The 17,581-nt window shown below is 28.4% G+C and carries 12 protein-coding genes; 11 read left to right on the forward strand and 1 reads right to left on the reverse strand.

Annotation, left to right across the window (positions count from 1 at the left end; genetic code table 11):
• Nucleotides 1–2: 2 nt before the first annotated feature.
• From FDK22_RS06710 to FDK22_RS06760, 11 genes are all read left to right on the forward strand, one after another.
• Nucleotides 3–518 carry an ureidoglycolate lyase gene (locus FDK22_RS06710; RefSeq protein ID WP_138152134.1) on the forward strand — a complete coding sequence of 172 codons (516 nt, stop codon included), beginning with the start codon at nucleotides 3–5 and terminating at the stop codon, nucleotides 516–518.
• Between the two features lie 172 nt (nucleotides 519–690).
• The gene (locus tag FDK22_RS06715; protein ID WP_212744989.1) at nucleotides 691–2,115 is read left to right on the forward strand and encodes an NCS1 family nucleobase:cation symporter-1; all 1,425 of its coding nucleotides are present in this window, start codon (nucleotides 691–693) and stop codon (nucleotides 2,113–2,115) included.
• Nucleotides 2,116–2,125: 10 nt separating this feature from the next.
• Nucleotides 2,126–4,300, forward strand: coding sequence for a malate synthase G (locus FDK22_RS06720; RefSeq protein ID WP_138152136.1), 2,175 nt, complete (start codon nucleotides 2,126–2,128; stop codon nucleotides 4,298–4,300).
• An 83-nt stretch (nucleotides 4,301–4,383) separates the two neighbouring features.
• Nucleotides 4,384–5,067, forward strand: coding sequence for an urease subunit beta (gene ureB / locus FDK22_RS06725; protein WP_138152137.1), 684 nt, complete (start codon nucleotides 4,384–4,386; stop codon nucleotides 5,065–5,067).
• Nucleotides 5,064–6,767: an urease subunit alpha gene (ureC, locus tag FDK22_RS06730; protein ID WP_138152138.1), complete on the forward strand. Its 1,704-nt coding sequence runs from the start codon at nucleotides 5,064–5,066 to the stop codon at nucleotides 6,765–6,767. Before ureB ends, ureC begins: the two co-directional genes overlap by 4 nt.
• Nucleotides 6,768–6,778: 11 nt before the next feature.
• Nucleotides 6,779–7,213, forward strand: a complete 435-nt coding sequence (locus tag FDK22_RS06735) for an urease accessory protein UreE (protein WP_138152139.1) — start codon at nucleotides 6,779–6,781, stop codon at nucleotides 7,211–7,213.
• A complete protein-coding gene (locus FDK22_RS06740) occupies nucleotides 7,188–7,895 on the forward strand; it encodes an urease accessory protein UreF (protein ID WP_138152140.1) in 708 nt (235 codons plus the stop codon). The genes FDK22_RS06735 and FDK22_RS06740 overlap by 26 nt, the downstream gene beginning before the upstream one ends.
• 260 nt (nucleotides 7,896–8,155) lie before the next feature.
• Nucleotides 8,156–8,743 carry an urease accessory protein UreG gene (gene ureG, locus FDK22_RS06745; protein WP_138152141.1) on the forward strand — a complete coding sequence of 196 codons (588 nt, stop codon included), beginning with the start codon at nucleotides 8,156–8,158 and terminating at the stop codon, nucleotides 8,741–8,743.
• Between the two features lie 109 nt (nucleotides 8,744–8,852).
• Nucleotides 8,853–12,032 carry a phosphorylase b kinase regulatory subunit alpha/beta gene (locus tag FDK22_RS06750; RefSeq protein ID WP_138152142.1) on the forward strand — a complete coding sequence of 1,060 codons (3,180 nt, stop codon included), beginning with the start codon at nucleotides 8,853–8,855 and terminating at the stop codon, nucleotides 12,030–12,032.
• Nucleotides 12,029–13,015, forward strand: coding sequence for a glucokinase (glk, locus tag FDK22_RS06755; RefSeq protein ID WP_138152143.1), 987 nt, complete (start codon nucleotides 12,029–12,031; stop codon nucleotides 13,013–13,015). The genes FDK22_RS06750 and glk overlap by 4 nt, the downstream gene beginning before the upstream one ends.
• Before the next feature lie 12 nt (nucleotides 13,016–13,027).
• Nucleotides 13,028–15,793, forward strand: coding sequence for a DUF3427 domain-containing protein (locus FDK22_RS06760; protein ID WP_138152144.1), 2,766 nt, complete (start codon nucleotides 13,028–13,030; stop codon nucleotides 15,791–15,793).
• Here the strand turns inward: FDK22_RS06760 and FDK22_RS06765 are convergent.
• Nucleotides 15,780–17,456 carry a sensor histidine kinase gene (locus FDK22_RS06765; RefSeq protein ID WP_138152145.1) on the reverse strand — a complete coding sequence of 559 codons (1,677 nt, stop codon included), beginning with the start codon at nucleotides 17,454–17,456 and terminating at the stop codon, nucleotides 15,780–15,782. The genes FDK22_RS06760 and FDK22_RS06765 overlap by 14 nt on opposite strands.
• Nucleotides 17,457–17,581: the final 125 nt, after the last annotated feature.

A 17,581-nucleotide genomic window follows, 5' to 3' on the forward strand; every position in this document is an offset into this window, starting at 1 on the left:
TTATGAGTCTAGTTTTAAAGCCTATTGATTTAGCATCTGAGTCTTTTAAAGATTATGGAAAAGTTATAAGTGTTGAAAACACAAATTCTATAATCATAAACGATGGTTTTGCACAAAAACATTACAACCTTTGCGATATGGATGCAACTGAAAAAAATGGAGTTTCAACACTGCATATTTATATAGCTAAAAAAAGGGAATTTCCTTTAGTTATTAATATGTTAGAAAAACATCCATATTTTTCTCAAACATTTATGCCAAGAGATAATAAACCTTTTTTAGTGGTAGTTGCTTTGGGCGATAAAAAACCAGATTTAAGTACTTTGAAGGTTTTTAAAACAAATGGAAATCAAGGGGTTTTTTATAAAAGGGGAATTTGGCATTTCCCTTTAATCTCAATTGAAGACAATGAACAATTTATCGTAATTGATAGAAACGATTTAGGTAAAAAAGAAAATAAACTTGAAGATTGTATTGAAATTAATATTGATACAAAAATAGAAGTATTGGATAAATAAAATGAAATTTTTGAAAATAAAAAGTCCACCTTGAAGATGACTTTTAAGCTCTCACAAAAAAGTCATACGGGCAATGTGATTATAAAAAAAACAACGTAAAAAGTTGTTTAAAGAGAGCCGGTTATTTGGGGAATGTTTATAAATGTATTTAAATAAAAAGGGAAAAATAACAATGATTAAGAATATTAATAATGATTCTTTGGCTCCAACGTTAAAGAGTGAAAAAAAATGGAAATGGTTTGAGGTGTCAAATATTTGGGCAAATGATATACAAAGTTTATTTGGATATACCCTTGTGGCATCACTTTTTATAAGTTATCAAGTTACAGGTTGGACTGCTTTTTTTGCACTTATAGTAGCAGGTTTATTAGTTACATTTTTAGTTAATATCTCAGGAAAAGCGGGGGTTGATTATGGGATTCCATATCCTGTATTAGCAAGATCTAGTATGGGGATTAAAGGAGCAAAACTTTCAGCAATCATTAGGGCAATTGTCGCTGTTTTTTGGTTTGGGGTTCAAACATATTTTGCTTCTACAGCACTTCATCTTTTAATTACTGCCTTAACAGGAATTAAATTAGAAACAACATATTTGGGAATTGATGCTATTGGATGGTTATCATTTTTTGTAGTTTGGGTTTTACAAATGGTTATTTTTTCAAAGGGTATGAATTGGGTTTCTAAGTTTTTAAATTTTGCAGCTCCTTTTGTTTATATAATTATGATTGGTTTATTAATTGTTTTATGGAGTAAATCAGGTGGTGAGTTATTTAGTGCCGCAAATAATATATTTTCAAATGAACAATCAAGTTTAAGTAGTGAGATTAATGGTTTTTTTGCAATTGTTGGAACTATGATTGCATATTTTGCAGCTGTTATGATTAACTTTAGTGACTTTTCTAGATATGCAAAAGATAATAAATCAATGGTAGTTGGAAATCTTGTAGGACTTCCTTTTAATATGGTTTTATTTTCTGCTTTAGCCCTTTTAATTACAGCTGGTTCTGTTGTTGTATTTGGTGAAAAACTTACTAACCCTATGGATATTGTTGAAAAAGCAGATAGTACAATCTTAAGTTTAGTTGCGGCAATTACATTTTTTACTGCAACAGTTGGAATTAATTTAGTAGCAAACTTTATTCCTGCTGTTAATGGTATTTCAAATTTAGCACCTAAAAAACTATCATTTAAAAAATCAGGGCTTATTACCTCTTTATTTGCACTTATAATTGGAGGATTTTGGGTAAGCTTTATTAGTCAAGTTGGAATTAGTCCAATAGTTAATACTCTAGGTGCTACCTTAGCTCCCTTATATGGAATTTTAGTAATTGATTATTTTTTAGTTAAAAAACAAACTTTAGATATAGATTCTTTATATGATGAGTCACAAGATAGTGAATATTTTTATGAAAATGGATGGAACAATAGTTCAATTATTGCTTTTTTAATAGGTGCAACATTTTCTATTTGCACTGTTTGGATTGAATCTTTAAGTTCATTAAATGGATATGGATGGATAATTGGAGCAATTTTAGGGGCAACAGTACATTTAGTTCTATCAAAAAAAGAAACACAAAATCAATTAGCTTTTAATTAAAAGAGGGAAAATGGAAAATAGAATTTATCAAGGAAATCTAAAAGTAGAAAACTCTTTGTTTAATCTAATAAATGAAGAGATTCTTCCAACAACAACTATTTCAAAAGAAAAGTTTTGGGCTAGTTTTGAAAATATTATTGAAGAATTAACACAAGAAAATAAAAATTTATTAGAAAAAAGAGATACCTTACAATCTCTAATTGATTCATGGCATCAAAATAATAAATATGATGCCAACAATTTAGTTGAATATAAAAACTTTTTAAAACAAATTGGTTATTTAATTGAATCAAATGAGAGTTTTGAAGTTGAAACTTTAAATGTAGATGAGGAGATAGCTATTCAAGCTGGACCACAACTTGTAGTTCCTGTTAAAAATGCTAGGTTTGCATTAAATGCAGCAAATGCTAGATGGGGGAGTTTATATGATGCCTTATATGGAACTGATGTTATCTCAAAAGAGGGTGACTTAGCACCAACAAAAGAGTATAACATCAAAAGAGGTGAGGCTGTTGTTTCCTATGCAAAAAAGTTTTTAGATGAATCAATACCATTAGAAAATGGCTCATTTAAAGATGTAAAAGAGTTTAAAATTTATGAAGATACTCTTCAATTTATTTTAACTGATAATTCAACAACAAATTTAATAAATAAAGAAAAATTTCTTGGATATATATCAAATAAAACAAACCCTAAAGCATTGATTTTTAAAAACAATAATTTACATATTCAAATTTTATTAGATAAACAAAGCTTCATAGGAAAGCTTGATATTGCAGGAATCAAAGATATAGTTTTAGAATCAGCAGTTTCTACAATTATGGATTGTGAAGATTCAATTGCAGCAGTAGATGCCCTAGATAAAGTTGAAGTTTATAGAAATTGGTTTGGTTTGATGAAAGGGGATTTAGAAGAAAGCTTTTTAAAAGATGGTAAAACAATTACTAGAAAACTAAATGATGATATTGTTTATAAATCTTTAGATGGGAAAGAAAAAGTTTTACATGGAAGAAGTTTATTATTTGTTAGAAATGTAGGTCATCTTATGACAAATCCTGCAATTTTAGATAAAAATGATGAAGAGGTTTTTGAAGGAATTATGGATTGTATGATTACAGTTTTATGCTCTCTTGTAGATATTGAACAAAAAAATTCTAAATCTAACTCTAGAGAAAAAAGTGTTTATATTGTAAAACCAAAAATGCATGGGCCAGAGGAGGTTGCCTTTGCCGTTAAACTTTTTGAAAAGGTAGAAAAAGCTTTAAATATTCCTAAAAATACAATAAAGATTGGGATTATGGATGAAGAGAGACGTACAACTATAAATCTAAAAGAGTGTATAAAAGAAGCAAAACAAAGAGTTGTATTTATCAACACTGGATTTTTGGATAGAACAGGTGATGAGATTCATACCTCTATGTTAGCTGGAGCTTTTGTTGCAAAAACAAAAATGAAAGAACAAACTTGGATAAAAGCTTATGAAAGTTGGAATGTTGATATTGGTTTAGAGTGTGGTTTACAAGGAAAAGCTCAAATTGGTAAAGGGATGTGGGCAATGCCCGATGAGATGGCAAAAATGATGACTGAAAAAATTTCTCATCCAAAATCTGGTGCAAATACAGCTTGGGTTCCATCTCCCACTGCTGCAGTTTTGCACGCAATGCATTATCATAAAATAAATGTTTTTGAAATTCAAAATGAATTAAAAAATAAAAAAAGAGCATCTATTGATGAACTTCTAAGCCTTGCACTTTTAGATGAAAATGAGATTATGAGTAAAGATGAAATAAAAAAAGAACTTGATAACAATGCCCAAAGTATTTTAGGCTATGTTGTAAGATGGATTGATGCAGGTATAGGATGTTCAAAAGTTCCAGATATAAATAATATTGCACTTATGGAAGATAGAGCAACCCTTAGAATCTCATCTCAACATTTAGCAAATTGGATTGAGCATGGTATTTGTACTAAAGATGAGGTAATGGATTCTTTAAAAAATATGGCAATTATTGTTGATAAGCAAAATGAAAACGACCCATCTTATATAAATATGGCACCTTTATATGATGGCTTTGCATTTAAATCTGCTTGTGATTTAGTATTTAAGGGAAAAGCTCAACCATCGGGTTATACAGAACCATTATTACATAAATATAGACAGGAATTTAAGTTAAATAACTTATAAAACTGCTTATAAAGTAAACAATTGTAAATATAGTAAACTATATTTTTTGGATAAAATATTGCACAAAACAAAGGAGGTGTTGGATGTTTTTAACAAATCGTGAACAAGAAAAATTGATGATTTATACAGCTTCAAAGCTTGCACTTGAAAGAAAAGAAAAGGGATTACAACTAAATTTTCCAGAAGCAAACGCAATTATAAGTTCATTTATACTTGAAGGTGCTAGAGAGGGGAAAAGTGTTGCCCAACTTATGGTAGAAGCTACTAAAGTTTTAAAAGCTGATGATGTAATGCCAGGTGTTGCTTCAATGATGCATATGGTTCAAACAGAAGCTACTTTTGATGATGGTACAAAACTTGTTACAGTTCACAATCCAATACCTGTAAACAAAACTGAAATTACTCCTGGTGAATATTTTATTGATGAGGGAGAAATTGAATTAAATGAAGGTAGTGAAGTTACTACAATAGAAGTTGAAAATGTTGGAGATAGACCTATTCAAGTTGGTTCGCACTATCACTTTTTTGAAACAAATGCTTTTTTAGATTTTGACAGGGAAAAAGCTTATGGTCAAAGATTAAATATTCCAAGTGGAACCTCTGTTAGATTTGAACCAGGGAGTAAAAAACTAATTGAAGTAGTTCCTTTTAAAGGGAAAAGATATATAGCTGGATTTAATGGTTTAGTAAATGGTTACTTAGATGAAGAAGAGACTAAAGAAAAAGCTATGAAAAACCTTGAAACATTTATAGGAGAAAGATCATGAAAATCTCTAAATCAAAATATGCCTCAATGTATGGACCAACAACTGGTGACAGATTTAGACTTGCAGATACCTCTTTAATTGCAAAGATTGAAAAAGACTACACAACATATGGAGAAGAATCAAAATTTGGTGGTGGTAAAACTATTAGAGATGGAATGAGTCAATCTCCTTTAGCCGTTGATACAGCTGATTTAATCATAACAAATGCTGTGATTATAGATTATACAGGTATTTACAAAGCAGATATTGGAATCAAAGATGGAAAAATCTTGGCTATTGGAAAATCTGGAAATCCATATAACTGTGATGGTATTACAAAAGGTTTAGAAATTGGTGCAAACACTGAAATTCTTTCAGCAGAGGGCAAAATCATAACTGCTGGTGGAATTGATTCACATATTCACTTTATAAGTCCTGGTCAAATAGATGAAGCCTTAGCTAGTGGAGTAACCACTATGATTGGTGGTGGAACTGGTCCCAACACAGGAACAAATGCTACAACTTGTACTCCAGGTGAGTTTAATATTCAAAAGATGATAGAAGCAGTTGATGATTTGCCATTAAATTTTGGATTTATGGGAAAAGGAAATAGTTCAAATTATGATGCTTTAAAAGTTCAAATTGAAGCTGGTGCAATGGGATTAAAACTTCACGAAGACTGGGGAACAACTCCAAATGCTATTGATACTTGTTTAAAAGTTGCAGATGATTTTGATGTTCAAGTGGCAATTCACACTGATACTTTAAATGAATCAGGATTTGTAGATAATACAGTAAATGCTTTTGGTGGAAGAACTATACATACTTTCCACTCTGAGGGAGCAGGTGGTGGTCATGCCCCTGATATTATGAAAGTAGCAGGACTTGCTAATATTTTACCATCAAGTACAAACCCAACTTTGCCATATACAAAAAATACAATAGAAGAACACCTTGATATGCTTATGGTTTGTCACCATTTAAGTCCAAAAATTCCTGAAGATGTAAGTTTTGCAGAAAGTAGAATTAGAGGGAATACTATTGCAGCAGAAGATGTTTTACATGATATTGGAGCAATATCAATTACAAGTTCAGACTCACAAGCTATGGGAAGAGTTGGTGAAGTGGTTACAAGAACTTGGCAAGTAGCTGATTCTATGAAAAAACAAAGGGGTGCTTTAGAGGGTGATGATACTTTAAGTGATAATGAAAGAATCAAAAGATATGTTGCAAAATATACTATAAATCCAGCAATTGCGTGTGGTATTGATGAACATGTAGGAAGTGTAGAAGTTGGTAAAATGGCTGATTTAGTTCTTTGGACTCCTGCATTTTTTGGAGTTAAACCAGAAATTATCATAAAAGGTGGATTTATAGCTTTAGCTATGATGGGTGATTCAAATGCATCTATTCCAACTCCAGAGCCAAATGTTTACAGACCTATGTTTGGAAGCTTAGGAAAAGCAGCAGCTAATACAAGTGCAATGTTTGTATCCCATTTAGCAATTGATAAAGGGCTTGAAGAAAAACTTGATACAAAAAAAGTGATGCTTCCTGTTAAAAACACAAGAAATATTGGTAAAAAAGATATGAAGTTAAATGATTTTATTGGAGATATTCAAGTTGACCCTGAAACATATGATGTAACAGTAAATGGAGAAATTATAACTTCAAGTTACCAAGAAGAATTGCCAATGGCAAAAAAATACTTCTTGTTTTAGGAATAAATATTATGATTTGTAAAGTAACAGAAATTATTAGAGATGTAGAAGCAGATGATGAGGTACTACTAGATTGGTTTGATATGCAAAAACCAAATCTATGTGCAATTAGCAAAAATGGATTAGAATTTATTGTTAAAGCAAAATATACTCATCTTCATGAAAATGATATTTTAGTTTGTGAAGATGGGCATAAAATTAAAATCTCTAAATCAGAAGATGATATTTACACTTTAACATTTACTGACCATATCACTTTTGCAAGAATTGCATATGAGATTGGAAATAGACATCAGCCAGTTTGTATAGAGGATTACAAAATCACAATTTTAGAAGATATCTCAACTCAAGATATCATAAAAGCTTGTGAATCTATTGATAAAGTAGAAGTGAAAAAACATAGGGGTATTTTTAAACCAAATGGTAATGCACACCACAGCCACTAACAGCAAAAATCAAGCAAAGGCTATAAGTAGATTTTTACAGCTTCTAGATGGGGTCTTCCCATCTGGAGCATTTGTTCACTCTTTTGGATTAGAACCTCATATTGTTTTAGATTTTGTAAGTGATAAAGAATCTTTAAAACAATATCTAGAAAATATAATTATAGACCAATATCAAAATTTAGAGTTTGTAGCTGTAAAAAAAACATATAAACTATTAGAAGAAAATAGATTAAATCATTTAGTAAAAGAGGATGAAAAGTTTTCTTCAATGCTTAGTTTGGAATATGCCAAAGCTTCAAAGGATTTAGGTGAAAACTATTTAAAACATATAAATTTTGATATAAAAGAAAAGATTGTTCAAGAGTATTTTGAACTTGTAAAAAATAAAAAAAGTTTTGGAAATGAACTTTTTATTTTAAGTGCTTATGCTTATGAATTGGGACTTGTATGTGATACATTTTTACTTTTTTGGACAAAAAAGTCTTTGATAAATATTGCAAGTGCAAGTTTAAAGATATCTAGGATTAAACCAACTGAGATACAACAAATTTTATTTTGGTTTGATGAGATTTTAGAAGAGAAAATTAGTTCAGATTCAAAGAACATAAGTAACTTCAATCCTTTATTTGAAGAAGTTATCTTTAGTCATTTAAATCTTGAACCTAAATTATTTGCAACCTAAACAAACTCAATATTATTATTTCTAAAACGGCTTCACTTTGGGTACCCCAAAATCAAAGATTTTGACCCTAAAGTTGCAGAGGTTTTATTAACAATTATTTGAGTTTATTTTTTGGGAAAGAAAGTTTATATTAATTACAAAAGAAAACCTCTGCAGTGGCTGGAACGAAATTTTAATTTCGAGGTTCCACCACGAAGCCGTTTTCGTTGTGATTGATATAAGCTTTTAAATGTAAAATATTAATTATAGGAATTTTATTTATGAGTATTAAAATAGGAATAGCAGGACCAGTAGGAAGTGGAAAAACTTCTATTATTGAAAAACTAACAAATATGTTAAAAGATGAACACTCTTTAGGTATTGTTACAAATGATATATATACAACAGAAGATGCAAATTATCTAAAAAATAAATTAGATATAAACAATGACCAAATTATTGGAGTTGAAACAGGTGGTTGTCCCCATACAGCAATTAGAGATGATATCTCTATGAATCAAAAAGCTGTAGAAGAGTTACAAGAAAAATTCAATCCTGATATTATCTTTGTGGAAAGTGGAGGGGATAATCTTAGTGCTACTTTTTCATATGAATTAATTGATTATTATCTTTATGTAATTGATGTAGCACAAGGTGCTGATATACCAAGAAAAAAAGGTGCAGGTTTACTTTTTTCAGACCTTTTAGTTGCAAATAAAATTGACCTTTGCCCATATGTAAATGTTGATTTAGAAAGTTACAAAAAAGATGTTTATGAAAGTAGAAAAAATAAACCAAGTATTTTTTTATCAAATCAAGATGAACAAAGTTTTGATAAACTAAAAGAGTGGATAAAAGCCTTATTATAAGCGTTTTTTAGAGTTCAATTAAATAGTATAATTATTATTCAGAAGTCAAAAATATTTTTAGTATTATTTGCGTATAATTTAGTTATTTTATAAAAAAGGCTAATTTTATATGAATGCTGAAAATAACGATTTTTTGTTAGATGAATATTTCAATTCTATAGAAAAAATCATTCTTTCAAGACAAGATCCAATAACTGGTCTACTTCCAGCTAGCACAGCCATTACTGCCCATGGCGATTATACTGATGCTTGGGTTAGAGACAATGTATACAGTATACTTTGTGTTTGGGGTCTTAGCCTTTCATACAAAAAATATGACCCAGACCATTTTAGAACATACTATTTAGGACAAAGTGTTGTAAAACTAATGCGAGGTTTACTCTTATCTATGATGAGACAAGCTGACAAAGTAGAGAAATTTAAATACACACTAAATCCAACTGATGCACTTCATGCTAAATATGGTACAAAAACAGGGCTTCCTGTTGTAGGTGATGATGAATGGGGTCATTTACAGCTTGATGCAACCTCAATTTTTATTTTAATGCTAGCACAAATGATCGCTTCGGGATTAAAAATAGTATATAGTATTGATGAGGTTAATTTTGTTCAAAACTTAGTGCATTATATTAGTAGAACATATTGTACTCCTGATTTTGGTATTTGGGAAAGAGGTCATAAAATTAATACTGGTAATGCAGAGATTAATTGCAGTTCAGTTGGTATGGCAAAAGCAGCACTTGAAGCAATAAATGGTTTTAATCTTTTTGGAAATGTTTCTTCAAAAGAATCAATTATTCATGTTATTCCAAGTGATGTAGCAAGGTCTAGATTTACTTTATATAATCTATTACCAAGGGAATCAAGTTCTAAAGAAACAGATGCAGCACTTTTAAGTATCATTGGATTTCCTGCTTATGCAATTGAAGACAAACAAATTGTGAAAAAAACAAAAGACAAAATCCTTAAAAAACTTGTTGGAAATTATGGCTGTAAAAGATTCTTACTTGATGGACACCAAAGCTTTTTAGAGGACCATACAAGATTACATTATGAAGTTGATGAGTTAAGAGAGTTTGAAAATATTGAATCTGAGTGGCCATTATTCTTTACATATTTACTTCTAGATTCTTTGATGCAAGGGGATAAAGAGGAAGCAAAACTTTGGAGAGAAAAGCTTGAAACTTTATTTGTTGAAGTTGATGGAATTAAATTATTACCAGAACTTTATATAGTCCCAAAAGATTCAATAGATGCAGAAAAGGAAAATCCAGGAAGCCAAAAAAGAGTTCCAAATGAAAATATTCCTTTAGTTTGGGCACAAAGTTTATTTTTACTATCAGATATGATTCAAAATGATTTATTAAGTCCAAGTGATATTGACCCTTTAAATAGAAGAAAAAGAATTGGCCATAAAAGAAAAACTTATCCAATGGTTACTTTTTTAAGTGAAAATGAGATTGTTAAACAAGAATTATTAAACTTAGGTTTTGAAAGTGAAACCTTTGAAGATTTGAAACCTTTAAAAATAATGCATGCTTCACAGTTATGTGAGGTACAAAATCTTATTGGAAAAAATGATAAGCTAGGATTAACTGGTAGACCATCATGGGTTCCACGATCTATAACAACTGCAAGATTACATATTTTAGCTGGTGAAAAAATAGTGTTTTTACCATATTATTTTAATCCTAAAGGGTTTTATTTTAGCCATGACAATAAATTTTTAGTTGAGCAGTTTAAATCCTCACTAATATTTTTGGCAAATCATTGGGACCAAGCAGGACAACCTATATTGCCTTTTTTAATTAGGGAAGATATGTTAAATGATATCAATAGGGATAAAGTATTAAAGCTTTTAAATGAACTTCAAAATGGAAGTCTTGAAGGTTTTGAGATAAAAACTGCTCCATTGGGACAACTTTTAAATACTGCTGCTGTTGAAAGGGTTCAAAACCTTCACGGATTTGAGTTAAAAAGTTTTGAAATAAATTCAGATAATAAAACTTTTTATAGTGCTTCTTTATTGGGTTGTGATGTTAAAAGCAGTGAAGAAAATTTATATTTATATAATATTAAAGATGAAAATGAATTACAAAATTTACTTAATCAAAATATATCATTAAATGCAAAAGCACATATTATTGAGATTTTATATTCAAGATTTGGCTTTGATTATAAAATTTTAAGTGAAGATAAACATATAGATTTAAAATCATTGGCTCATTATTATTATAAAAATGCATCTAACTGCCATAACTGGACTGTAGTACGTAAAATGGCAGATATTTTAGAGATATTTGATGATAGGTTAGAGGATTCGCTTTTAGAAGTTGTTATTAGACAAAAAAGATTGGCAGTTGGAAGGGCATATAGTGAAAGTGCAACATTTTCAAAACCCCTTGAGAGTTTTAATATCTTAAAAACTATAAAAGAATCATGTGGGGGAAATTCAGCAGAGAATGTTTTAACCCAAGAGATAATTTTACATATTGGGCATTTAATTAGGATTGAACCTAATCTTTTTGAAAATATGATTACAATTCGAACTTGGTATTTAGTTCAACTTCTAGTATCAAATATTAGTAGAGAAAATAGTGTTGCCATTGGAGATGCCTATGAATATCTTCTCTCTTTAGCACCCCATGCTGTTTATGATAGCATTAGAAATATTTTAGAGTCATTTTCAAATGAAGTTGGAATGATGAAAGAAAATGAAAATATCCATGCTTCTGGAGTAGACAATATTCAAAATATTACAACTCCCCATGAAAAAGTTGAAATTGAGATGGATAAAGATTGGGCTATTTGGAGAAAAAATATAGGTATGATTGGAAGTACAAATTCACAATTTTACAAAGGTGTTTGGTATTTACTTCAACAATGTAATGGTCTTGTTATTGGGGATAAATATAATCAGTGTAATAGAATGGGCTCTGATTTAACCCTTGACACAACAGCAGGTGAGAGAAATTTTGAATTAAGGGTTGATTCTTTACTTCAAAGTATAAAAGCCCCTGAATATAGACAATTAAATATTGAAGCCTTACAATCTTTATCTAGAGTTTTTAAAGAAAATCCTGAAATTAAAATTGATTCAGATATTTTGATTGATGTATTAATTGGACATGCAGTAAGATTAGCTTGGCAAAAAAATCATAAAAATGAAAATTATGATGAGCAAAAAGGTCAAGCATGGAGTGCCTTTTATGAACTTTCACCTAAAAAAACAGATGAGTTTTTTATTGAAAGTTTTATGCATTTACTAACATTAAAGGATAAAAGGTGATTTTAGCTGGTGATATTGGAGGGACTAAAACAAATCTTGCTTTATTTGAGTTAGTTGATGGAAAGTTAGAAACTATTGTTCAAGAACAGTTTGCTAGTAAAAATTATGAAAAATTTATGGATTTAATCATAACTTTTAAACAGAAACATTCTATTAAAAAAATAGATGCTTTATGTTTAGGAATAGCAGGTCCTATTATTGATGAAAGGTGTAGGACTACAAATCTTCCTTGGGATATAAAAGCAAGTGAACTAAAACAAGAGTTTGGAATAAGTAGTGTTAAACTTTTAAATGACCTTGAATCTACTGCTTATGGGATGCTTTATTTAGAGGAAGAAGAGTTTATAAGTTTAAATCCAACAGGAAGAAAGAAAAAGGGAAATATAGCAGTTATTGCTGCTGGAACTGGACTTGGAGAAGCGATTTTATATTTTGATGGAAAAGGTTATAATCCAATTGGAACTGAAGGTGGACATACAGATTTTGCACCAATTACATCACAACAAGATGAACTTCTAACTTGGCTAAGACGTAGATATCCTGGACATGTAAGTTATGAAAGAATTGTTTCTGGAATAGGAATTTATACTTTATATGAGTTTTTAGTTGAAACAAATTTTGCACCACAACCACAAGCTATGTTAAATTTAGAAGATGATGTAGATAAAAGTGCAATGGTAAGTCGGTGTGCCTTAGAACAAAATGATCCCTTATGTTTAGAAGCTTTAAGAATATTTGCAGAAATTTATGCCGCAGAAGCAGGAAATTTAGCCTTAAAATCTATGTCATTGGGAGGAGTTTATATTGGTGGTGGTATTGCTCCAAAAATCTTACCAATTATAAAAAGTGAGTATTTTTTAAATGCTTTTTTTAGTAAAGGTAGATTTGAAGATTTACTTAGAATGATGGAACTTAAAGTATCCCTTAATCAAGAGACAGCCTTAATTGGTAGTGCTAGATATGCCTTTGATAAATTAGTTTAAAGATAAATATATTTGAAATTAATTACAAATAATCAAAACTCAAATTTTTACCAACATATATCTTCTTTGTTAAAAGAGTGTGATAGTTTTATTTTTAATGTTGCTTTTATAAACTTTTCAGGGGTACAACTACTTTTAGATATTTTTAAACAACTTGATAAAAAAGGGATAAAGGGTAAAATCCTAAGTTCTACATATTTAAATTTTACAGAGGTAAAGGCCTTAGAAAAATTAAAAGAGTTTAAAAATATTGAACTTAAAATATATGATAATAGTGAGATTGGTTTTCATGCAAAAGCTTATATATTTGAGTTTAAAGATGAATATAAAATTATTCTTGGCTCTTCAAATTTAACCTCTAGTGCCTTTAAAAAAAATATTGAGTGGAATTTAAAAACCATACAAAAAAAAGATGAAGAGTTTGCAAATGAGATTTTAAATGAGTTTAATCAACTTTGGCAACAATCAACAATGGTTGATGAAACTTTTTTAAACTCCTATAAAGATTATAAAAAACAAATTCAAAATAGTTTTAAAAGTTTTAGTTCAAAAAAACAGATTTTTGCAAATTCAATGCAAGAAGAGGCATTAGTAAAATTAAATTTTTTAAGAAAAAAAGGTGAAACTAAAGCTTTAGCTATTGCGGCAACAGGTTCTGGAAAAACTCATCTTTCTGCCCTTGATGTAAAAGCTTTTAAGCCTAAAAAAATCTTATTTATTGTTCATAGAGAAAATATATTATTAAAAGCAAAACAAAGCTTTGAATCTCTGATAAGTGATTTCTCATGTGGTTTATTTACTGGAAATAAAAAAGAAAATAGCGATTATCTTTTTGCAACTATACAAACCCTTAGTACATATTATAAAAATTTTAAAAAAGATGAATTTGAATATATAATTGTTGATGAAGCTCATCATATTGCAAGCCCAAGTTATGAGAAAGTTATGGATTATTTTAATCCAAAATTTTTATTAGGATTAACTGCAACACCAAATAGAATGGATAAAACTTCAATATATGAAATCTTTGATGAAAATATTGCTTGTGATATTAGACTAAATGATGCCTTAGAGTTTAATTTAATTAGTCCTTTTCACTATTTTGGAATAAGTGATATAAATACAATTGATTATTCAAATATCAACTTAAATGATATCCAAAGTTTAGCAAAACTTTTAATGGTAAATTCAAGGGTTGATTTTATTATAGAAAAGATGAATTTTTATGGATATTCAGGTGAAAAAAGAAAAGTTTTAGGCTTTTGTGTTTCAAAAGAGCATGCAAAATTTATGAGTGAAGAGTTTAATAAAAAAGGGATAAACTCAACATATCTTACAAGTAATGATAATATTTTACATAGAGAAAAAATCATTGAAAGATTAGAAGATGAAAAAGATTCTTTAGAGGTGATTTTTTCCATTGATATTTTTAATGAAGGTGTAGATATTCCTTCTATTAACACATGTTTAATGCTTAGACCCACAAACTCACCCATTGTTTTTACCCAACAATTAGGAAGGGGTTTACGAAAAGCAAAGGGGAAAGAGTTTTTAACACTTTTAGATTTTATAGGAAATCACAATAGAGCATATTTAATAGCAATTGCTTTAAATGGTAATAGAATAATTGATAAAGAGAGTATAAAGTTTTCTATTTTAAATGATTTTGCAAATATGAAAAATGCCCATATTTTAATGGATGAAATCTCTAAAAATAGGGTTTTAGAACAAATTAATAAAGAGAATTTTAATACTTCAAAATATTTAAAAGAGCAGTATTATGAGTTTAAAGCTAATTTGGGAAATAAAATCCCTATATTAGTTGATTATATAAATTTTGATGAATTTATTTCTCCTCTTAATTTTATTAGTGATTCTAAATCATATATTGAGTTTTTAAAAAAAGTGGAAATAGATGAAAGTTTTAAACTACTTTGTGATGATGAAAACTTTTTAAAAGCAAGTAGGTTTTTACAAGGATTATTACCGATTAAAAGGGTATATGAATTTGTTATTTTAAAGTATCTGATTTCAAATGAGTCATGTGATATTGAAAATATAAGTAAATTTATAAATAAATATTTAGAGAAAGTTTCGAAAAAAACAATTGAACATGCTTTTTCTTTTTTAAATCAAGAATATTTTGATTCAGCTCAAATCTCAAGATTTTTAAAACTTGTAGAGTTAAAAGATAAAAAACTTTTTAAAACTAAAGAGTTTGAAGAGATACTAAAAGATAAAAGAAAAAAAGAGTTTATTGAAGATAGTTTAAATTATGGAATATTAAGTTATGAAGAGTCTTTTGGGATAAAAGATTATGGGATGCCATTTTTAAAACTTTATGAAAAATATAATATGTTAAATATTGCTCAATTATGTAATTTTAATAAAATACATAGTTCTTTTAGGGGAAGTGGCTTTTTAAAGTTTAATAACGATTTCTTTTTATTTATAACTTTAGAAAAAGACAAATATTCAAAGGCATCAAAATATATAAATACCTTTTTTGATAAACAACACTTTTCATATGTAAGTAAACCTTCCCATTCCCAAGAAAAAGGTGATGGTCAAAGGTTATGTGATAATAAAAAATATGGGGTGAAGCTTCATATTTTTATTAGAAAGTTTTCCCATGTAGATAAAAAAGTTCAACCATTTATCTATTTAGGTTTAGCAAATTGTGTAGAGTATAAAGAAAATAAACCTATAAAAACTGTTTTAAAATTGGAAAACTCTTTAAGTGATAATTTATACTGCGAGTTTACTAAGATTTTATAGCTGATGAAGAAAGTTTTAGTCTTATTGTAAAGATAGCTCCCTCTTTTCCATTTTTAACTTCAAGTTTACCGTTTAAGTGTTTTTCAATCATTGTTTTACTCATATAAAGCCCTAGTCCAGTCCCTTGATATTGATGTTTAGTTGTAAAATATGGATCAAAAATTTTTGCCATTATATCTGAACTAATACCTCCACCATTATCTTCAATTATTATAAGTAATTGTTCCGCTTCAGTTTTTTGAATGATTTTAATCCATCCCTTTTTGATTTTATTTTGAACTATTGCATCTTTTGAATTATTTATTAAATTTATAACAACTTGAGAAAGTTCGCCGCTAATCATTTTTAATGTTACTGGATTATCATAATCTATTTCATTTATTAATTTAATATGATGACTAGAGATTGTAGCACTAACAATATTTATACATTCATCAAGCTTTTCTTGAATATTAATATTTTTTAAAGCCTTTCCTTCTTTTATAAAATCTCTAAAAATATCAATTGTTTTTGATAGATGTTTTGTGTTTTCAACTATTAAATCCATCTGTTTAGGGATATCTTTTGTATCTAAGATATTATATTCATAATTTATTTTTAATCCACTAGCAACAGTACTTATTGCACTTAGTGGTTGTCTCCATTGGTGGGCAATATTTCCTAACATCTCACCCATTTGAGCTAACTTAGCTTGTTCTAAAATTTGTTTATCTTTTTGCATCATCTCACGGAGTTTTTCTTTATCAAGAATATTTGTTACTTTTTGTTGGTAAAACAATAAAACTAATGCTAAATAAAATAAGATAAAAAGGGTTGAAAAGGCTTCATAATTATCATTAAATAATCCAATTGTTGAACCCTTTGTTAAAATTGAAATAAATCCTTGATTCTCATTCGTTATACTATTAATCAAAGGTATTATTGTTGCGATTGTTTTTTTATCTTCAATATAATAAGATTTAGGTATCTCTTTTCCCCCAATACTATAAAGTATATTGGTAATTTTATCTTCGGGTTTTAATACATCAACATTTTTTGAAAATTTATGTTTAATCTCTTTTAAAATAAGTGTATTATGTAAAAAACCTTTCTTATGAGCATTTTTATATAATTTTGAGCCTTTTAAAAACTCTTTGTCAAAGAATTCTTCTCTTAGGATAATATTTGCTATAACATCATATTGGTTCATTAATAAAGAACTTATTGCCTGCTCATTAAAAGTAATAATAATTGCACCCAAAAATTTATTTTCTTCTATTATTGGAAAAGCAAATTTTAAACCTGAGCAATTATCTCTAATCTCAAAGGTACTTTGTGGAAGATTAGTATCTTTAAGTTTTTTAAACAATATTCTATTTTCAGAGATTTTATAATCATTATTTAAAGGGTTTTTCATATCTAAAAACATTGTCCCATTTTTGAGCATAAACTCAATATTTGAAACGTGTTTTTGTTTTAAAGTTTTAAATCTTCCAAGTGTTTCAATAAAAACAAGTTTTCTTAAATGATCTTTTTCCTCTTTCGATTTTTCTTGGATATTATCAAGTTTTTTATCAAGATTAGTATTATTTAATATCCCAGAAAATATTATATTTGCTAATTCTTGATGTTGTTCATATATGATTTTATAAACTTTTGTATAATTAAATGTTTTTTCATACAAGAACTTCTCTTTATTTAAATTTTTTACAAATTCCAAAAAATAAAGGGTAGAAAAACTAAGAATTAAAAAAATGATAAGATATTTTATTTTCGTTTTTTTTATGACAGTTTTAGAGTCGATTATTG

Origin of the sequence: Arcobacter arenosus (assembly GCF_005771535.1) — a bacterium.
GTDB lineage: Bacteria > Campylobacterota > Campylobacteria > Campylobacterales > Arcobacteraceae > Halarcobacter > Halarcobacter arenosus.